The 16,618-nt window shown below is 70.0% G+C and carries 18 protein-coding genes; 6 read left to right on the top strand and 12 right to left on the bottom strand.

The window, feature by feature from the left end; all coding sequences use genetic code 11:
* Nucleotides 1-45 precede the first annotated feature (45 nt).
* From BEN78_11640 to BEN78_11630, 3 genes are read right to left on the bottom strand one after another with little or no spacing between them, the layout of a single operon-like run.
* Entirely contained in the window at nt 46-645 is a 600-nt protein-coding gene (locus BEN78_11640) for a hypothetical protein (protein ASR43928.1), read from the bottom strand.
* Nucleotides 642-1,388 carry a short-chain dehydrogenase gene (locus BEN78_11635; protein ASR45102.1) on the bottom strand — a complete coding sequence of 249 codons (747 nt, stop codon included), beginning with the start codon at nt 1,386-1,388 and terminating at the stop codon, nt 642-644. The genes BEN78_11640 and BEN78_11635 overlap by 4 nt, the downstream gene beginning before the upstream one ends.
* A gap of 8 nt (nt 1,389-1,396) precedes the next feature.
* The gene (locus BEN78_11630) at nt 1,397-1,717 is read right to left on the bottom strand and encodes a monothiol glutaredoxin, Grx4 family (GenBank protein ID ASR43927.1); all 321 of its coding nucleotides are present in this window, start codon (nt 1,715-1,717) and stop codon (nt 1,397-1,399) included.
* A gap of 116 nt (nt 1,718-1,833) precedes the next feature.
* Between BEN78_11630 and BEN78_11625 the strand changes: the two genes are divergently transcribed.
* Nucleotides 1,834-2,421, top strand: coding sequence for a superoxide dismutase (locus tag BEN78_11625; GenBank protein ID ASR43926.1), 588 nt, complete (start codon nt 1,834-1,836; stop codon nt 2,419-2,421).
* A gap of 65 nt (nt 2,422-2,486) precedes the next feature.
* The gene (locus BEN78_11620; protein ID ASR43925.1) at nt 2,487-3,428 is read left to right on the top strand and encodes a hypothetical protein; all 942 of its coding nucleotides are present in this window, start codon (nt 2,487-2,489) and stop codon (nt 3,426-3,428) included.
* On the opposite strand, the gene BEN78_11615 is transcribed toward BEN78_11620, so the two are convergent.
* On the bottom strand, nt 3,418-4,512 hold the full coding sequence (locus BEN78_11615) for a diguanylate cyclase (protein ASR43924.1): 1,095 nt from the start codon (nt 4,510-4,512) through the stop codon (nt 3,418-3,420). The two genes, BEN78_11620 and BEN78_11615, sit on opposite strands and share 11 nt — an antisense overlap.
* A gap of 195 nt (nt 4,513-4,707) precedes the next feature.
* Between BEN78_11615 and BEN78_11610 the strand changes: the two genes are divergently transcribed.
* Nucleotides 4,708-4,929, top strand: a complete 222-nt coding sequence (locus BEN78_11610) for an RNA-binding protein (GenBank protein ASR43923.1) — start codon at nt 4,708-4,710, stop codon at nt 4,927-4,929.
* Between the two features lie 158 nt (nt 4,930-5,087).
* Here BEN78_11610 and BEN78_11605 read toward each other — a convergent pair whose 3' ends face one another.
* The 3 genes from BEN78_11605 to BEN78_11595 all read right to left on the bottom strand — a co-directional run bounded on the left by BEN78_11605 (nt 5,088) and on the right by BEN78_11595 (nt 7,041).
* On the bottom strand, nt 5,088-5,726 hold the full coding sequence (locus BEN78_11605; protein ID ASR43922.1) for an alanyl-tRNA editing protein: 639 nt from the start codon (nt 5,724-5,726) through the stop codon (nt 5,088-5,090).
* Between the two features lie 198 nt (nt 5,727-5,924).
* Nucleotides 5,925-6,437: a hypothetical protein gene (locus tag BEN78_11600; protein ID ASR43921.1), complete on the bottom strand. Its 513-nt coding sequence runs from the start codon at nt 6,435-6,437 to the stop codon at nt 5,925-5,927.
* A gap of 295 nt (nt 6,438-6,732) precedes the next feature.
* Nucleotides 6,733-7,041, bottom strand: coding sequence for a hypothetical protein (locus tag BEN78_11595; GenBank protein ID ASR43920.1), 309 nt, complete (start codon nt 7,039-7,041; stop codon nt 6,733-6,735).
* A 113-nt stretch (nt 7,042-7,154) separates the two neighbouring features.
* On the opposite strand from BEN78_11595, the gene BEN78_11590 reads away from it, so the two are divergent.
* Complete coding sequence (locus tag BEN78_11590; GenBank protein ID ASR43919.1) at nt 7,155-8,399, top strand: hypothetical protein; 1,245 nt, start codon at nt 7,155-7,157, stop codon at nt 8,397-8,399.
* Nucleotides 8,400-8,460: 61 nt separating this feature from the next.
* Here the strand turns inward: BEN78_11590 and BEN78_11585 are convergent, their stop codons facing one another.
* Entirely contained in the window at nt 8,461-8,916 is a 456-nt protein-coding gene (locus BEN78_11585) for a redox-sensitive transcriptional activator SoxR (protein ID ASR43918.1), read from the bottom strand.
* 155 nt (nt 8,917-9,071) lie between these two features.
* On the opposite strand from BEN78_11585, the gene BEN78_11580 reads away from it, so the two are divergent.
* Together BEN78_11580 and BEN78_11575 are read left to right on the top strand one after the other, a co-directional pair.
* On the top strand, nt 9,072-10,019 hold the full coding sequence (locus BEN78_11580; GenBank protein ASR45101.1) for a hypothetical protein: 948 nt from the start codon (nt 9,072-9,074) through the stop codon (nt 10,017-10,019).
* A 138-nt stretch (nt 10,020-10,157) separates the two neighbouring features.
* Nucleotides 10,158-11,996 carry a multidrug ABC transporter ATP-binding protein gene (locus tag BEN78_11575; GenBank protein ASR43917.1) on the top strand — a complete coding sequence of 613 codons (1,839 nt, stop codon included), beginning with the start codon at nt 10,158-10,160 and terminating at the stop codon, nt 11,994-11,996.
* 30 nt (nt 11,997-12,026) lie between these two features.
* On the opposite strand, the gene BEN78_11570 is transcribed toward BEN78_11575, so the two are convergent.
* The 4 genes from BEN78_11570 to BEN78_11555 all read right to left on the bottom strand — a co-directional run bounded on the left by BEN78_11570 (nt 12,027) and on the right by BEN78_11555 (nt 16,544).
* Nucleotides 12,027-13,328: a hypothetical protein gene (locus tag BEN78_11570; protein ASR43916.1), complete on the bottom strand. Its 1,302-nt coding sequence runs from the start codon at nt 13,326-13,328 to the stop codon at nt 12,027-12,029.
* 116 nt (nt 13,329-13,444) lie between these two features.
* Nucleotides 13,445-14,440: an alpha/beta hydrolase gene (locus BEN78_11565; GenBank protein ASR43915.1), complete on the bottom strand. Its 996-nt coding sequence runs from the start codon at nt 14,438-14,440 to the stop codon at nt 13,445-13,447.
* A gap of 62 nt (nt 14,441-14,502) precedes the next feature.
* Nucleotides 14,503-15,033: an RNA methyltransferase gene (locus tag BEN78_11560; GenBank protein ID ASR45100.1), complete on the bottom strand. Its 531-nt coding sequence runs from the start codon at nt 15,031-15,033 to the stop codon at nt 14,503-14,505.
* A gap of 149 nt (nt 15,034-15,182) precedes the next feature.
* A complete protein-coding gene (locus tag BEN78_11555) occupies nt 15,183-16,544 on the bottom strand; it encodes an amino acid permease (protein ASR43914.1) in 1,362 nt (453 codons plus the stop codon).
* Between the last annotated feature and the right edge of the window lie 74 nt (nt 16,545-16,618).

The following is a 16,618-nucleotide window of genomic DNA, read 5'->3' as shown; positions in this document are numbered from 1 at the left end:
GACGCGCCGGACCGCCCGTCGCGATCCGGTCACATCGCCGGGTCCTTAGACCGCCGGTGCGTCGCGCAGGAAGCCGACGATGCCGTCGAGCAGCATCTGCACCGAGATCGCCACCAGCAGCATGCCCATCAGCCGTTCCAGGGCGGTCAGCGCGCGGGCGCCGAGCAGCTTGTAGAGATAGGTGGCCGAGAACAGGATCGCGGCAGTCGCGCCCCAGGCGATCAGCAGCGCCAGGCTCCACTCGCCCAGCCGGTCGGGCTCGTTGCTGCCCATCAACATCACCGCGGCCATGCCCGAGGGGCCGGCAACCAGCGGGATCGCCATCGGCACGATGAAGGGTTCGCCGTCGGGGATCTCGCCCATCAGTCCGCCGGTCGGCGGAAAGATCATGCGGATGCCGATCAGGAACAGCACGATGCCGCCAGCGATCGCGACTGACTCCTGGCGCAGATGCATGATCTCCAGCGCGTACTTGCCGCCCCACAGAAACAGCATCAGCACCAACAGCGCGATCAGCAGTTCGCGCGCGAGCACCACGCGCTGGCGCTGCGGCGTGAGTCGCCGCAGCATGCTCAGGAACACTGGGATGTTGCCCAGCGGATCGAGGATCAAGAACAGCAGCAGGGCGGCCGAGGCGACAGTCATGGCGCGACTCCGTCGGGCGACCAGACTTGGCCGCGATGGGCGACGCCGGCCGCCGACAGCAGGGTGACGCAATGCGGCGCGACGCGCGCCGGATCCTGCGCCAACCGGTCGTCCTCCTCCACATGCGCACGGCTGCGCAAGCCGGTGCGCATCGGCGGCGGAGACAGGCCGCTCACGCGCACCGGCGAGTTGGCGAGCTCGGCATGGAGCATGCGCACCAGCGTCTCCAGGCCAGCCTGGGCGACGCCATAGCCGCCCCAGTAGGCGCCGCCGGTGCGGGCCGGCGGATCGATCGCGAACACCACCGCACTGTCGGCTGCCCTTCGCAGCAACGGCAGGCAAGCCTGGGTCAGCCACCAGCGCGCAGTCAGGTTGACGTGCAGCGCACGCGCGAACGCCGCCGGATCGGTGTGCTCGAGCGGGGTCAGCCCGGAAAACTGGGCCGCTACGTGCAGCACGCCGTCCAGGCGTCCGGTGTCGGCCTCGATGCGCTCGGCCATCTGCGCGTAGTCGTCGGGCCCCGCACCTTCGAGATCGAGCGGATACAGCGCCGGCGCCTGGCCCTGCGCCTGCAGCCGGTCGTGCAGCCGGTTCAGGCGCGGCACCTTGCGGCCAAGCAGCACCAGCGAGGCACCGGCCTGAACACACGCCATCGCCGCGGCCTCGCCCAGGCCGCCATGGGCGCCAACGATCAGGATCGTGCGCCCGGCGAGCGCGGCAGGGCGCACCGGAATATCCAGCACCGGCGCGCTCACGGCTTCAGCACCTCGGCCAGGATGCGGGCCAGCTCGCCCGATTCGTGCAGCTCAAGCGTGATGTCGCAGCCGCCGATCAGCTCGCCGCGGACGAACAACTGTGGGAAGGTCGGCCAGTTCGAGAACCGGGGCAGATTGGCGCGGATCTCCGGCTCCTCGAGCACGTTGACGGTGCGGAAATCGTGCGCCCCGGCCGCGGCCAGAGCGTCGGCCGTGCGCGCGGAATGGCCGCACATCGGGAACTGCGGGGTCCCTTTCATGAACAGCACGACGGCATGGCCGTCGATTTCGGCCTGGATGCGTTCGAGGATCGACACGAGGCGACTCCGAAAGGGGCGCGTCGCCAGCGGTGGCGGCGACGGTCGGGGTTAGAATCCGCTCATTCTATCGCGTCGCACCCGACGCCATCGCCCCACGGAGCTGTCCGCGCCCCATGCCTGTCGAATTCGCCGCCCTGCCCTACGATCGCACCGCGCTCGAACCGCACCTGTCCGGCGAGACGCTGGACCAGCATCACGGCCGGCATCAGCTCGCGCACATCGAGCGCGTCAATGCGTTGGTGGCGGGTACCGATCTGGCCGAGGCCTCCCTGGAAGCGATCGTGCGTAAGGCGCATGGCGAGCTGTTCGACCATGCCGCGCAGGCGTGGAACAACGCCTTCTACTGGCATTCGCTCAAGCCCGCGGCGGCCGGCGGCGGCGCGCCCAAGGGCAAGCTGGCGGAGGCGATCGCGCGCGACTTCGGCGATGTCGCCACGCTGCGCACCCGCTTCGACATACTGGCCCAGCGTCACTTCGGCGCCGGCTGGGCGTGGTTGCTGCAGCGTCGCGATGGCCGGCTGGGCCTGGCGGTCACCGCCAATGCGGCGACACCGCTGACCGGCGACGACACGCCGCTGCTGGCCGCCTCGCTGTGGGAGCATGCCTGGTATCTGGATTACCGCGATAACCGCCAGCGCTATCTCGATGCGTTCTGGCAACTCGTGAGCTGGGACAGTGTCGCGGCACGGCTGCGCAGCTAGTCTCACCACCATGCCTGCGGCGCCATCCGCTCGCGGATTGTGCGCCTCCCCTACCGAGACGCCCGATGACGCCCGCCGCCAAAGCCCAGTGGCAGATCCACCTGTGTGTGTTGCTGTGGGGCTTCACCGCGGTCCTCGGCAAGCTGATCAGCCTGCCCGCACTGCCGCTGGTGTGGTGGCGAATGCTGCTGGTCGCGGGCACCTTGCTGTTGCTGCCCCGCGTCTGGCGCGGGCTGCGCGCATTGCCTGGCCGCCTGCTGCTGGCCTACTCTGGCGTCGGCGCCCTGGTCGCGCTGCATTGGCTGACCTTCTACGGTGCGGTCAAGCTGGCCAATGCCTCGGTCGCGGCGACCTGCATGGCGCTGGCGACAGTATTCGTGGCGCTGATCGAACCGCTGGTCGCGCGCAGCCGCTTCTCCTGGCGCGAACTCGCCCTGGGTCTGGCGGTGTTGCCCGGCGTGGCGCTCGTCGTCGGTGGCGTGCCGGACGGCATGCGGGTGGGCATCGCGGTCGGCGCCCTGTCGGCGCTGTTCGTGGCGTGCTTTGGCGCGATGAACAAGCGCCTGGTCGAACGCGCCGACCCGCTTACAGTCACCGCGCTCGAACTGGGCGCCGGCACGTTGACGCTGACTGTGCTCGCGCCGCTGATGCCGCTGCTGTTCCCGGCGTTCGCCGGCAGCCTGCTGACCCTGCCCGGTGCCCGCGACGGCGCCTGGCTGCTGCTGCTCGCCTTCGCCTGCACCCTGTTGCCGTTCGCGCTGTCGCTGGTCGCGCTGCGCCACATGAGTGCGTTCGCCGCGCAACTGGCGGTCAATCTCGAGCCGGTCTACGCGATCGCGCTCGCCATCGTGCTGCTGGGCGAGCAGCGCGAGCTTGCGCCGGGCTTCTATGTCGGGGTCGCGATCATCCTGGCGGCGGTGCTGGTGTATCCAGTGCTGGCGCGCCCGCGCCGCATCGTGCACGCCGAGAACATCGGCACCGGCGAGGCGAAGTCGATCACCCGCTGAGTGCATCCCCGTCCGCCGACAGCGCACACACCCGGTTACGGCCGCTGCGCTTGGCCTGATACAGCGCCGCATCGGCGCGCGACAGCAGCGCAGCCGCATCGTCGTCGTCGGCCAGATCGGCGACACCGATGCTGACCGTCAGGGCGAAGGGCGACTGCATCGCCGCGACCGAGGCGCGCATCGCGTCACAGACCTCGACCGCCTGCACCAGGGTGCACCCGGGCAACAGACGGACGAACTCCTCGCCGCCGAGCCGAGCGATGCGGCCGCGCGCAACCTCGGTTTCGCGCAACAACGCGCCCAGCAGTTGCAGCACCCGATCCCCCTCGGCATGCCCGTAGGTATCGTTGATCGCCTTGAAATGGTCGATGTCCACGACCGCGATCGACAAGGGCGCGCCCTGGACATGCGCATGCACGATGGTTTGCTCGAGCTTGCAGGAAAAGCCGCGCCGATTGGCCAGCCCGGTGAGCGGGTCGGTGGTCGATTGCTCGGCAAGATCCGCATTCTGCATTTCCAGCGCCTGCTGGTACTGCAGCAACTGCTGCTCGTACCAGGCCCGCTCCTCGAGTTGCAGGTGCAGCGCACCGCTGACCCGGTGCAACTCCATCAAACGCGAGGCCTGCCGCGATAGCGCCTCGAGCGCCTCGCGCTGGGGCACATCGAGCGCCCGCGGATGGGCGTCGACGATGCACAGCGCCCCCAGCGCATGTCCGTCTGCCGAACGCAACGGCGCGCCGGCGTAGAAACGCACTCCAGGCGCCCTGGTGACCATGGGCAGGTGGCGGAACCGCGGATCGCGCGTCGCGTCCTCGACCACTAGGGTCTCGTCGGGCGTCAGGATCGTCTGTGCGCAGAAGGACTCATCGCGCGGCGTCTCGACCGCCTCGATGCCGGTTACCGCCTTGATCCACTGCCGCTCGCGGTCGATCAAGGTGATCGCGGCGATCGGGGCATTGCAGATCGCGGCGGCGATCCGCACCAGATCGTCGTAGGCCGCCTCGCGCGGCGTGTCGAGGATGCGATAGGCATCGAGCGCGGCCTGGCGCTCGGCTTCGTTGGCCGGCCGGTCGGGGCGGATCATGCCGCGACGATCCTGACCACAGTGGCGAGAGAATCGAACATCGAGGACTCCCGAGCATTCCGTTGCTGGCACCCTAGCGCAGCCCGCGCAAGCCGATGTCGACGACCGCGGACGATGGGCGCTCGCGCACAGCAATCGCTGCTCGCATGGCCACCCGCGCATGACGATAATGACCGCCCCTTCCGGAGGATCCCGATGCCCGCACCCGTCGAATTCCAGCTCGAAGGCGAGCATGTCGAACTCAACCAGTTGCTCAAGCTCGAAGGGCTGTGCGAGAGCGGCGGCGCGGGCAAGGCGCTGGTCGCCAGCGGCGCGGTCCGCGTGGATGGCACGGTCGAACTGCGCAAGACCTGCAAGATCCGCGCGGGCCAGACGGTACAAGTCGGCAATCACGCGATTCGCGTGGTCTCAGCCTGAACGCGCGGTACCCAAAGCCCTCGGCACGCGGGCAAGTCCGAAGTAGAAGGGCCGCCTGACGCGCCGCGGCATTGCTTGGACAGTGCCGCAGTATCGGCAGCGACGCGATGCGAACAAGCGCCCACGTGCGGCCGCCTGGACCGGTTGGCCGGGACGCGTCAATCCGCCAAGTAGATCTCCACGCGCTCCTTGTGGGCGCCGATGTTGTTGCGCTTGAGGCGGATGCGTCCGACTTCGGCCGTGCTGCGTAGATGCGTGCCGCCGCACGGGACTTCGGCGAAGCCCGCGATGGACCAGCAACGACGCAGGCGCGCGACATCGGTGAACCGGCTTTCGATCGGCAGGTCGGCGGCGACCAATTGCGCCACGTCCCGCTCGATTTCGGGAAAGTGCTGGCTGATGTTGCCCTCGAAGGCGAAGTCGATCCGTGCCTTGCTCTGGCCGATGTGGGCGCCGACCTTTTCCATGGCCGGGAACATCTTGTAGAACAGTTCGAGCACGATCTCGGCGGCGAAGTGCAGCCGCATCAGTGCGTAGCGGCGTGGCCAATCGATCGCCACAGCAACTCGGTCGCCGACCGTGAAATCCGGATCAGCGGCGAGGCGATAGACGATCCGATCGTCGACAATGCGCGCCTGTTCGACCTCGATGCCACCAATGGTGCCGTGGTCCGACTCCTGGCCGCCGGATTCGGCGAAGAAGATGGTCGGATTGATCACGACCTCGCGCCCGTCGATGGCGAGTACATCCGCATCCAGGTTGGCGAGGTAAGGGGTATTCCAGAACGCACGTTCCATAGCGAGTGGCCTTGACACGGGTCGGGCAAAAAATCTCGGGGCAGAGCGGCGAACGATGCCGAACATATCGGATCACACGCAACGCTGCGCTGCAGATCGATGCGCCCGACGAGAGCACGCGACCTGGGCAGACGGCCTTGACCGGATTGTGGGCGGTGGCCGTTTCTCCACCGCCCGGCCGCCCCCTTGCGGGGCCGCTTAGCGCACGCTGTAGCCCGACACGCGCCAGGTGCGGTCGTCGTCGAAGCGGAACGACACCAGTTCGCGGATCGGCTGGGCGTGGTTGGCGAACTTGGTCGGCGAGGCGACGTTGAGATAGATCCCTTCGGGCACGGCCTCGCCGGCCCCGAACCGCGACCGGCTCACCACCGGACGGTCGCGCGAGGCCGGTGCACCCAACCGACTGCGGTCGGCGGCGACCTGGCGCACGAAGTCCTCGCGCGACACCAGACCCTTCATCGTCGCCGAGGCACCGTCCCAGACCTCGCCGGCGCGGTTGGCATCGATCATCTGCATGATCTGCAGTGCGGCGGCGCTGATCTCGGCATCCTGTCGCGCGATCTGCGCCTGCTGCTCGGCGGTGAGCGCCGGCTGCTGCGCGGGCTGTTGCGCCGCTGCCGGCTGCGCCGCCGGGGCGGGCTGCTGGGCATGGGCGGCGTACACGGCCGCGGCGAGCATGGCGATCGACAGGGACAGGCGCAGCTTGTTCATGGGCGTGACGCTCCAGGCGGCAGACGGGTCGAAGGGCTCGAGTGTACGCCTCGGGCCGGGGCCGGCAAGCGGGCGGAGCGACGCTTGGCGCGGGTATGCTCGGGGTTTGACCGCCCTGCCCACCATGCCCCGCAGCCCCCGCCGACCGAGCGCCGCCGACGACACGATGCCGCCCGCCCCAGCGCATCGGGACGCGGTCTGCTCCGGCGCCCCGACGGCAAGACCTGCGCCACGGCGGGCCATGCCCGCGAGCCGGTCACCCGGGCGCTGGCGGGGCTGGGCGCTGCGATGCCAGCTACTGGCGTGGCTGCTCGCGGTGCCGACGGCCTGGGCGCAGGAGCGCATCCTGGCCGACGACATCGAAGTCCGGGTTCTCGCCGACGGCCGCCTCGACGTCACCGAACGCATCGCGATCCGCGCCGAAGGCCGGATCTTCCGCCATGGCATCGTGCGCGACATTCCGGTCCGCTACCGCGACCCGACGGGCACCCGCGTCGTTGTCGAGCTGGACGTGTACGAGGTGCTGCGCGACGGCCGACCGGCGCCCTGGACGGCCGAGCGCACTGGCAACCGCATGCGCGTGCACGTCGGCGATGCCAGCCACCTTCCGACTCCGTCCACGCCGGTCTATACCTTGCGCTATCGGACCACGCGCCAGCTCGGCTTCTTCGACGATCACGACACGGTGTATCTGCCGGCGCTCGCCCCGCACGGGGCGTGGAGATCGAACGCGGCAGCATCTCGATCGCGCTGCCGGATGCGGTGCCGGTCGAGACGCTGCGCGCCGATGGCGCCACCGGCACTGCGAACGCGCCGGGCCGGGACTTTCACGTGGCACTGTCGGCCGCCGGGAGCGCCCGCTGGACGCTGGCACGGCCGCTGCCGCCGGAAGCGGGCTGGACAGTCTCGCTGGCCTTCCCCAAGGGCCTGATCGCGCCGCCCAGCCGACAGCAGCGCCTGGCCTGGTGGCTGCACGATCACCGCGGCCCGCTGATCGCGCTCGTCGGACTGGCGGCCCTGCTCGTCTTGTACGCCCTGCAAAGACGCCGACACAGCTGCGATCAGGCCAACGACGACACGATACGCCACGATGCCCCGCCGCCGGGCTTCTCGCCGGGCGGGCTGCGCTACCTGCTGCGCATGCGTTACGACGCGCGCTGTCTGTCGTCCGATCTGCTGGCGGCCGCAGTCGACGACCATGTGCACCTGGTGCGCGAACGCGCGCGCGGGGGCATGCACTGGCGCGTGCTGCGCACCCGCAGCGGCGCACACCGCCTGCCCACCCTGGAACAGCGCGCGCTGCTGACCGCACTGCTGCCAGGCCCGCAGGACGCGATCGTGCTCGCGCCGGAGCAGGCCGATGCCGTCGGCGCAACCTGGCGGGCGCACGAGCGCGCGCTGCGTCGCCGCTTCCAGCCGGCGTTGTTCAGCGCCCGCGGCGGCGGCATGCTCACGGCGCTTGCGATCGCGCTGATCTCAGCAGCGGGCGCGCTGTGGCTGTCCCTCGATGCCGACCTTTGGGCGACGACGCTCGCCATCGTCGCGGCGATGGGCCTGGTGCTGATCGCCTTCGCGGTGCGCGCGCGGGCACCCACGGCCGAGGGGCGCCGCCTGCTGGCGCACGTCCAGGGCCTGCGTCGCTATCTGGCCGGCGACGACGGCTCCAAGGGGGCCGTTCCCGAGGTCGCGCCGCTGCAAGATGTCCACCACTACGAACATCTGTTGCCCTATGCGGTCGCGCTCGATGTCGAGGCGGCCTGGACCCGCAGGTTCGCCATGGCGGCCGGGCCTGCGGTCGCGAGCGCATTGGTCGCTGGTCTATCTTGGTACCAGGGCGTGACGGTCACCGACCTGGATCGCTTCTGCCGATCGGTCGGCCAAAGCCTGGCCCGGTGCATCGCGGCGGCACGCACACGGGCCCACAGGCATCGTCGTGGCGCCGAGGACGGCGCGCCGCCGTGATCGCAGCGGCCGTACTTCACCCTCCGAGGCCGACGCAGGGCACCAGGCCCCGTCTCGCGGATCACGGCTCCAGATACGGTGCGCCCGGACCCTGCGTGCCGGCCACATCGCCCGGATTGCGCAAGGGACACACCCGCAGCGACAGACATCCGCAGCCGATGCAGCCATCGAGTTGATCGCGCAATCGCGTGAGCTGGGCGATGCGGGCATCGAGGTCGGACCGCCAGTGGCGCGACAGGCGCGTCCAGTCAGCCTGGGTCGGCGTCCGCCCGTCGGGCAGGGTCGCCAGCGCCTGGCCGATGGCGGCCAGCGGGATGCCCGCCCGCTGCGCGACCCGGATCACCGCGACCCGCCGCAACGCATCGCGCCGATACCGACGCTGATTGCCGGCATTGCGTGTGCTGTGCAGCAGTCCTTGGCGTTCGTAGAAATGCAGCGCAGAGATCGCCACACCGCTGCGTTCGGCCAGTTCGCCGACCGACAACGTGTCGTGGTTCCCAGCCCCAACCTGGCCCATCTCGCATCCTCTTGACCTCAACATTTGTTGAGGTTTTACCCTGCCCGGCATTGCCCCGCAATCCGACAGGAGCCCGTATGACACTCGAAACTCTCGCCTCGCCCTTGATCCAGGCGTCCTGCGCCTGGTCGCATGCCGACGCCGAGCCGGAGACGATGCAGGCGGTCGCCTGCGCACCGGGCGCACCGGGCGCGTGGATCGACGTGGAAACGCCGATTCCGCTGCCCGGCCCCGACCAGGTGCTGATCCGCGTGCTGTCGGCCGGTTTCGGCCACTGGGACATTCTCGAGCGCGACGGCCGCCTGCCCGGCACCGCGTCGCGAACCCCCGGCCCTTGGATCGGCGGCGCGGAAGGCGCCGGGACGGTGGTCGAGGTCGGCGCGGGCGTGCAACGGCTGCGCGAGGGCGATCGGGTCTGCGGCCTGGCGCTGCCGGGCGCCCCACGCCACGGGTTCCACGCGCAATTCGCACTCGTCGATGCCGATCGTGTCTGGCGCATTCCCGCGCGCCTGCCGCTGCCGCATGCCGCCGCCCTACCGGTCGATGGCGGCCTGGCGATGCACGCCGTCGCCCAGGTACTGGGGCTGGGCGCCGGCGATACCTTGGTGCTGCTCGGCGCCAGCGGCGGCATCGGGCACATGGCGCTGCAGTTCGCCCGTCAGCGTGGCGCACGTGTGCTGGCGGTCGTCTCGGGTGCCGATGGCATCGCGCTGGCCGAGCGGCTCGGCGCGGACATGGCGATCGATGGCCGGCGCCACGACCTCGCCGCCACGCTGCGCATCTTCGCCCCCGAACGCCCGACCGCAGCCCTGCTGACCGCGAGCGACGCCGTGCTCGCCCAACGCGTGGTCGATGCCCTGCAACCCGGGGGCCGGATCGCCTGGCCGCATGGTGTGACGCCGCCACCAGCGCGCGCGGACATCGCCGCGACCGGCTTCGGCGCGCATGCCGGCGCGACCTCGGTGCAGGCCGCCTGCCGCGCGATCGAGCGCGGGCCTTTCCACCTGCATATCGGGACCCGCCTGCCGCTATCGCGGATCGCCGATGCCGAGCGCGCGCTCACCGCCCATCACCTGGGCCGTGTCGTGCTCGACATTCCGTAGCGGCGCGCCCGGGCCGCCACGCACGTCGGCTGAACGCAAGCGGGCTCCCACGCCGCGACAGCCGCAGGCGCATCGCCGACAATGCCCCTCTCCCCCGACGACGCCCCGCGCGCGCTCGCGTGCCGCACTGGATCGCCCATGCTCCGCTGGTTCGAAAACCGCATCGCCCCATTCCCGTCCGCCCCGCCCGAACAGCCGCCGCGGACGCTGTTCGCGTTCTGCATGCACTACGTGCGCGGCAGCGGCCGCTGGCTGCTGCTGATGGCGCTGTTCACCGCGGCCATCGCCATCGCCGAGGTCGTGCTCTACGCCTACGTCGGCTCGCTGGTCGATCGCCTGGCGGCGCACACGCCCGCCTCGTTCCTCGACGCCGAGGGCGGTCGCCTCGCGGCGATGGCCGTGCTGGTGCTCATCGGTCTGCCGGTGATGACCTTGTTCAGCTCGTTGATCATCCACCAGACGCTGCTGGGCAACTTCCCGATGCGGATCCGCTGGAACGTGCATCGCTACCTGCTGCGGCAGTCGATGACTTACTTCCAGGAAGAGTTCGCCGGCCGCATCGCGACCAAGCTGATGCAGACCTCGCTGGCGGTGCGCGAGACGGTCATCAAGCTGCTGGACGTCGGCAACTACGTGCTGGTCTACCTGACCGGCGCGCTGGTGGTCGCGGCCTCGGCCGACTGGCGGATGATGCTGCCGTTCCTGGGTTGGGTGCTCTGCTACGCGGCACTGATGCGCGTCTTCGTGCCGCGGCTGAGCAAGATCTCCGAGAAGCAGGCCGACGCCCGCGCGGTGATGACCGGCCGCATCGTCGACAGCTACACCAACATCGCCACGGTCAAGCTGTTCTCGCATTCCTCGCGCGAGCAGTCCTATGCCTATGAGGCGATGGACGGCTTCCTCGACACCGTGCATCGGCAGATGCGCCTGGTAACGATCATCAACGTCTGCAACTACGTGCTCAACATGTTGCTGGTCGCCTCGGTCGGCGGACTCGGCCTGTGGCTGTGGCATGGCGGGGCGATCAGCACCGGCGCGATCGCGGTGGCGATCGCGCTGGCGCTGCGCATGCTGGGCATGTCGCAATGGATCATGTGGGAGCTCTCGGCACTGTTCGAGAACATCGGCACGGTGCGCGACGGCATCAACTCGATCTCGCTGGCGCCCACGGTGGACGATGCCCCCGCCGCACAGGTGCTGCCGCCGGTGCGCGGCGACATCCGCTTCGAGGGTGTCGACTTCCACTACGGTCAGGCCGAGCGCAGCGTCATCGAAGGCCTGGATTTGCACGTGCGACCCGGCGAGAAGATCGGCCTGGTCGGACGCTCGGGCGCGGGCAAGTCGACCCTGGTCAACCTGCTGCTGCGCTTCTACGACCGTGAGGCCGGGACGATCCGCATCGACGGTGTCGACATCGCGACCGTCACCCAGGACTCGTTGCGTGCGCAGATCGGCATGGTGACCCAGGACACCTCGCTGCTGCACCGCTCGGTACGCGAGAACATCCTCTACGGCCGCCCGGACGCGAGCGAAGCGGAGATGATCGAGGCCGCGCGGCGCGCCGAGGCGCACGAGTTCATCCTCGGCCTCAGCGATGCCAAGGGCCGCACCGGTTACGACGCCCAGGTCGGCGAACGCGGCGTCAAGCTGTCGGGCGGCCAGCGTCAGCGCATCGCAATCGCGCGCGTGCTGCTCAAGAATGCCCCGATCCTGGTCCTCGACGAGGCCACCTCGGCGCTCGACTCCGAGGCCGAGGCCGCGATCCAGGAGAACCTGTACCGGCTGATGGAAGGCAAGACGGTGATCGCGATCGCGCACCGGCTGTCGACGATCGCGGCAATGGACCGGCTGATCGTCATGGAGCGCGGCCGGATCGTCGAACAAGGCACGCACGAGGCGCTGATCGCGGCCGACGGCATCTACGCGCAGCTATGGCGGCGGCAATCGGGCGGTTTCCTGCAGGACGACGCGCCCTGACCTCACGACGCGACGGGCCGCGCCCGTCGCTCAACCCGGCGTCGGCGCTGGGCTCTCGGTGCGATCATCGCCGTCGGTCGGCGCGGCCGCCTCGCTGTCGTCGGCCGAGGCCTCGGACGGCCGGGCGGGCGTGTCGCCACCCTGTGCGGTCGGCGTGCGCGCATCGCGCGGCGCCGGCGCGGTGGGGGCCGACTCGGCGGTGCGCCGGGCCGTCCCGGTGGGCACGCCAAGAATGCGCAGCCGGCTGGCGATGCCGGCGGCCGCGGTCATCTCCCCGACGAGGTCGAATTCCGACAGCGGGCTCTCCGACGGGCACTGCGCGTCCGGAAAGCCGAAGCGCCCGCGCAGCTCCAGGCCGCAGGCCGTCATCGCCTCGACGTCGCGGTCGGGCGCATTGCAGGTCGCATCGAATGCGCGGATGTAGGAATCGCGGCGCGCGACGAAGTCCTGGCCGCATTTGCGCATCAGCCGCAGCCGGTCGAGGTCGTCCTGCGCCGGATTCACTCCGTCCAGGCCATAGAGCTTGAGCTCTTCGGGGGTGAGAATGCGCAGGCTGCGGTTGGGCACGGCCATCATCAGATCGGCGACCGCGACGGCAGCGCCGTTGCGCTCCAGGTAATCGCGCACCCGGCCGTAGACCGCCCGCAGTTCGCGATTGAGCTCGGCCCGCGTCGACGCACTCGAGCTCATACGGATGATCCGGTGGATGCCGACCCGCCCGCCGATCAGCCGGGTGTCGCCGCCGGCGAGCAAGAACACACAGGAACTGTGGCAGGCCGCGCCCTCGCGCACCCAGATGGTCCAGCGCGACTCGGCGATCACGTCGCCGGCGCGGATCGCTTCCTCGACCATGCCGCCGCTCGAGTCGAGATCGAGCACCCGCTTGTCGATCTTCAATTCGTCGGCGACCGCGGCCAGGCGCTGCATCAGCCGGGTGAAGTCCTGGGTCACACGGCCCTTGAAGCGCAGCCGGAACACCCCGCGCTCGGCGCACGGCGCCATCGCCTCGCGCAGCGCTGCGCGGTCGAACGCCTTGAGCACATCGCCGTCGCCGGCATTGGCATAGTCCAGCTCGCAGCTCAGTGACGCGGTCGCGCCTTCGAGCGTCATCGGCGACCAGTCAACCTCGGCCGGATTGGCCGTTTCGGCAGGCAGCGGCGCCACCTCGGGCAGATCCTCGGTCGCGAGCGGCGCGGTACTGACCGCCCCGCCCTCCTCCGGACTGGACACCTCGACGGTCTCCACCGCCTGGTCGACGGGCGCAGGCGCGCGCTGGCAGCCGACCACGGCCAGGCACAGGATCAACGGCAGGCACGAACGCCAGGACGACATGGACGCAATGGACTCCGGCTAGGGGGCGCGAAATGATCCGTCCAGTGTAGGGACTTGGCCGACGACCGTCCGAATGCGATGTGAATGCAACCGGAGCGCCGGCGCCCAGGGCACGCTCAGCGGGCCAGCCGCGGCAGCAGCGCCGCGTGGAACTGCTCGGGCGCCTCGACCTGCGGCGAATGCCCCAGCGCCGGAAACTCGACCAGTTCGGCATCGGGGATGACCTGGACCGCGCGCCGACCGAGCGCCGGGTAGTCGCCCAGCCGCGCGGCGATGGGCGGCGGCGCGCGTTGGGCGCCCGGCGCGGTGCGGTCCTTGCCGCCGATCATCAGCAGCGTCGGTACGCGCAGCGTCGCGAACTCATGCACCACCGGCTGCGTGAACAGCATCTCCGAGGTCTGGGCCTGGTTCCAGGCCACGATCTCGCCGTCGGGGCCGGCGTACAGGCCGGCCAGCATCTCGACCCAGCGGTCATAGCGCGGGTCCCAGTGGCCGTCGTAATAGAACTTGCGCTGATAGGCGCGGATGCTCTCGGCGGTGGTCCCCCGCTCGCCTTCCATCAACTGATCGACAGTCGCGTACGGCACACCCTCGGCCTGCCAGTCCTCGAGCCCGATCGGATTGACCAGCACCAGCTGCGCGACTGCATCGGGATATTGCAGCGCGTAGCGGGTCGCCAGCATGCCGCCCATGGAATGGCCGATCAGCACCGGGCGCTCGACGCCCAGTGCCTGCAGCAGCCCGTGGGTGTTGGCGGCAAGCTGGGCGAACGAGAACTGGTAGCCGCGCGGCTTGCTCGATGCGCAGAACCCGATCTGGTCGGGCGCGACGACTCGCCAGCCGTCGGCGACCAGCACCGCGATCGTGTCTTCCCAGGTCGCGGCGCAGAAGTTCTTGCCGTGCAGCAGCACGGCCGTGCGCCCGTTGCCCGAGCTCGCCGGCCGCACGTCCAGGTAGGCCATCGACAGCGCCTGGCCCTGGGAGGTCAGCGCCTGCGCCTGGCGTGGATACGGGGACTCCAAGCCCTGCAACTCGCCGCCGTCGGACGATGCGCAGGCCGACCCGGCCGACAATGCGGCGAGCAACAGGACGAGCGAACACGGGCGCGGCATGGGAAACCTCGTACGGGCGTGCGTCGACGATGATGCCATCGGCTGCCGGCAGTGCGACCGGCTCAATGCTCGGGCACCGTCCACAGGTAGATGCGCGTGCCGTCGACCTCCTGGGTGGCCTCGGGCGTCCACTGGTCGGCCATGTCGAAGGCGTGGCTGACGATCCGCGTGCCGGGCTTGAGCTCGGCGAGCAGCTTGGGGCGCAGTTTCACGTTGAGGCTCTGCAGCAGATACAGCGTAACCACGCTGGCCTCGCTGATGTCCTCCTGGAACAGATCGGCCTCCTTGAACGTGACCAGGTTGGTGACGCCGGCCGCCTCGGCATTGGCGTTCGCCTCGCGCACGCGCACCGGGTTGATGTCGATGCCGACTGCGCGCACGCCGAAGCGTTGCGCCGCCGCGATCGGGATGCGGCCATCGCCCGAGCCCAGGTCGTAGAGCACATCGCCCGGGCCGACCTTGGCCAGGTTGAGCATCGCATCGACCACCGGCTCTGGCGTCGGCACATAGATCACGTCGGGTTCGCGCGACGGAGGCGGCGCACCTTCGGCGAACGGCGAGTCCGGGCCGATCTGCGCGGTGACCGTCGGCACCGCGGTCGGCGCGCTGCCTGCACGCGCCGCTGCGGGGAGGTCGGCATCGGCCGTGGTCTGCGGCGGCTGCGGATCCTGCGCGCAGGCGGTCATCAAGGCGGGCGCCAGCACGCACAGTGCGAGCGCGACACGGGACGGGATCGATCGGATCATGGCGAGGTCTCCTCGGGGCGGATGGACGACGGTCGAAGCCTAAGCAACAGCAGCCCGCCGATGGCGAGCACGACCACGCCGACCAGCGCGCCGCGCCCGGTGTAGGCCAGGCTCGCGTACAGGAGGTAGGCGCTGGTCGCGCAGAACAGCAACGGCAGCGCGGGATACAGCGGCACCCGGAACGGGCGCGGGCGGTCGGGGTCGCGCCGGCGCAACACGAACAGCGCAATGCCCACCAGCAGAAAGAACAGCCAGAACACCGGCGCGGTGTATTCCACCGCGACCTCGAAGCCATCGCGCGCAAAGGCGCCCAGCACCACCAGGGCCAGTGCCAGCACGCCCTGGACCAGGATCGCCGCACGCGGCGCGCCGCTGCGCGCATCCCAGCGGCCGATGACGCCCAGTGCCGGAAAATCGCGCCCGACCGCATACACGCTGCGCGCGCCGGTGATCAGCGTCGCGTTGGCCGAGGTCAGTGCCGCGGCGACCACGATCGCGCTCATCAAGGCCGCACCGCTCGGCCCGAACACCCGGCCCATCACCTCGGCCGCGACGGCGTTGTGCTCGGCCATACCGCCCAGGCCGAGTACGCGCAGATAGGCCAGGTTGACCAGCACGTACAGCGCGGCGATCGCGATCAGGCTGAGCACCAGCACGCGCGGCATCCAGCGGCGCGCGTCGCGGACTTCGGCGGTGATGTAGACCGCCTCGTTCCAGCCCCCATAGGTCAGCAGCACGAACACCAGCACCAGACCGATCGCGCTGTCGCCGCCGCTGCCGGGCACCGGCGCGATACCGGTCGGTGCAAATGCCAGCCCCGCCACGACGATCACCAGCACGCCGGCGATCTCGATGATCGTCAGCCACGTCTGCACCGCCGCGCTCTGCCGCGTACCGACCCAGTTGATCGCCGACAGCGCGATCACCGCCGCCGCCGCAACCAGCGCCGATGCGCCGGCGCCCAGATCGAACAGCTGCGCCAGGTAGTCGCCGACGATGAAGCACAGCAACGCGATCGATCCGGTCTGGATCACCGCCATCCGCGCCCAGGCGAACAGGAAGGCCATGCGCGGCCCAAAGGCGCGGCGCAGGTAGGCGTAGTCGCCGCCCGCCTGTGGGTAGGTCGTGGCCAGTTCGGCGTAGCACAGTGCACCGACGATCGACAGCGCACCGCCGGCGACCCAGGCGAGCAGCAGCATCACTTCGCTGCTGGAGGCGCCGGCCACCAGCGAGGGCGTGCGGAAGATGCCGGCGCCGACGACGATGCCGATCGTGATCGCGAACGCATCGCGCGCACGCAAGGTGGCACGCGGGGGCGCAGGGTCGGCCATCGCGGGCCGGCGTTCGCTTGCGTCCATGAGGGTCCAGAGTGACGGCAGGTCACCGACGGCGAACCGACGGCGCGGAACTGCTGGGCGATTGGATTCAACCA

It is taken from the genome of Xanthomonas citri pv. mangiferaeindicae, assembly GCA_002240395.1.
Classification (GTDB): Bacteria; Pseudomonadota; Gammaproteobacteria; order Xanthomonadales; family Xanthomonadaceae; genus Luteimonas; species Luteimonas citri_A.
The sequence above is the reverse complement of the archived record's forward strand: the minus strand, read 5'-3'. Positions and strand labels throughout refer to the sequence as shown.

Excerpts from the sequence above, each read along its gene's own strand:
- BEN78_11605 (ASR43922.1), bottom strand. The coding sequence starts at position 5,726 with ATGGAACGTGCGTTCTGGAATACCCCTTACCTCGCCAACCTGGATGCG.
- BEN78_11570 (ASR43916.1), bottom strand. The coding sequence starts at position 13,328 with ATGTCGTCCTGGCGTTCGTGCCTGCCGTTGATCCTGTGCCTGGCCGTG.
- BEN78_11610 (ASR43923.1), top strand. The coding sequence starts at position 4,708 with ATGCCCGCACCCGTCGAATTCCAGCTCGAAGGCGAGCATGTCGAACTC.
- BEN78_11615 (ASR43924.1), bottom strand. The coding sequence starts at position 4,512 with ATGATCCGCCCCGACCGGCCGGCCAACGAAGCCGAGCGCCAGGCCGCG.
- BEN78_11640 (ASR43928.1), bottom strand. The coding sequence starts at position 645 with ATGACTGTCGCCTCGGCCGCCCTGCTGCTGTTCTTGATCCTCGATCCG.
- BEN78_11580 (ASR45101.1), top strand. The coding sequence starts at position 9,072 with ATGCAGGCGGTCGCCTGCGCACCGGGCGCACCGGGCGCGTGGATCGAC.
- BEN78_11555 (ASR43914.1), bottom strand. The coding sequence starts at position 16,544 with ATGGACGCAAGCGAACGCCGGCCCGCGATGGCCGACCCTGCGCCCCCG.
- BEN78_11600 (ASR43921.1), bottom strand. The coding sequence starts at position 6,437 with ATGAACAAGCTGCGCCTGTCCCTGTCGATCGCCATGCTCGCCGCGGCC.
- BEN78_11625 (ASR43926.1), top strand. The coding sequence starts at position 1,834 with ATGCCTGTCGAATTCGCCGCCCTGCCCTACGATCGCACCGCGCTCGAA.
- BEN78_11575 (ASR43917.1), top strand. The coding sequence starts at position 10,158 with ATGCTCCGCTGGTTCGAAAACCGCATCGCCCCATTCCCGTCCGCCCCG.
- BEN78_11565 (ASR43915.1), bottom strand. The coding sequence starts at position 14,440 with ATGCCGCGCCCGTGTTCGCTCGTCCTGTTGCTCGCCGCATTGTCGGCC.
- BEN78_11585 (ASR43918.1), bottom strand. The coding sequence starts at position 8,916 with ATGGGCCAGGTTGGGGCTGGGAACCACGACACGTTGTCGGTCGGCGAA.
- BEN78_11620 (ASR43925.1), top strand. The coding sequence starts at position 2,487 with ATGACGCCCGCCGCCAAAGCCCAGTGGCAGATCCACCTGTGTGTGTTG.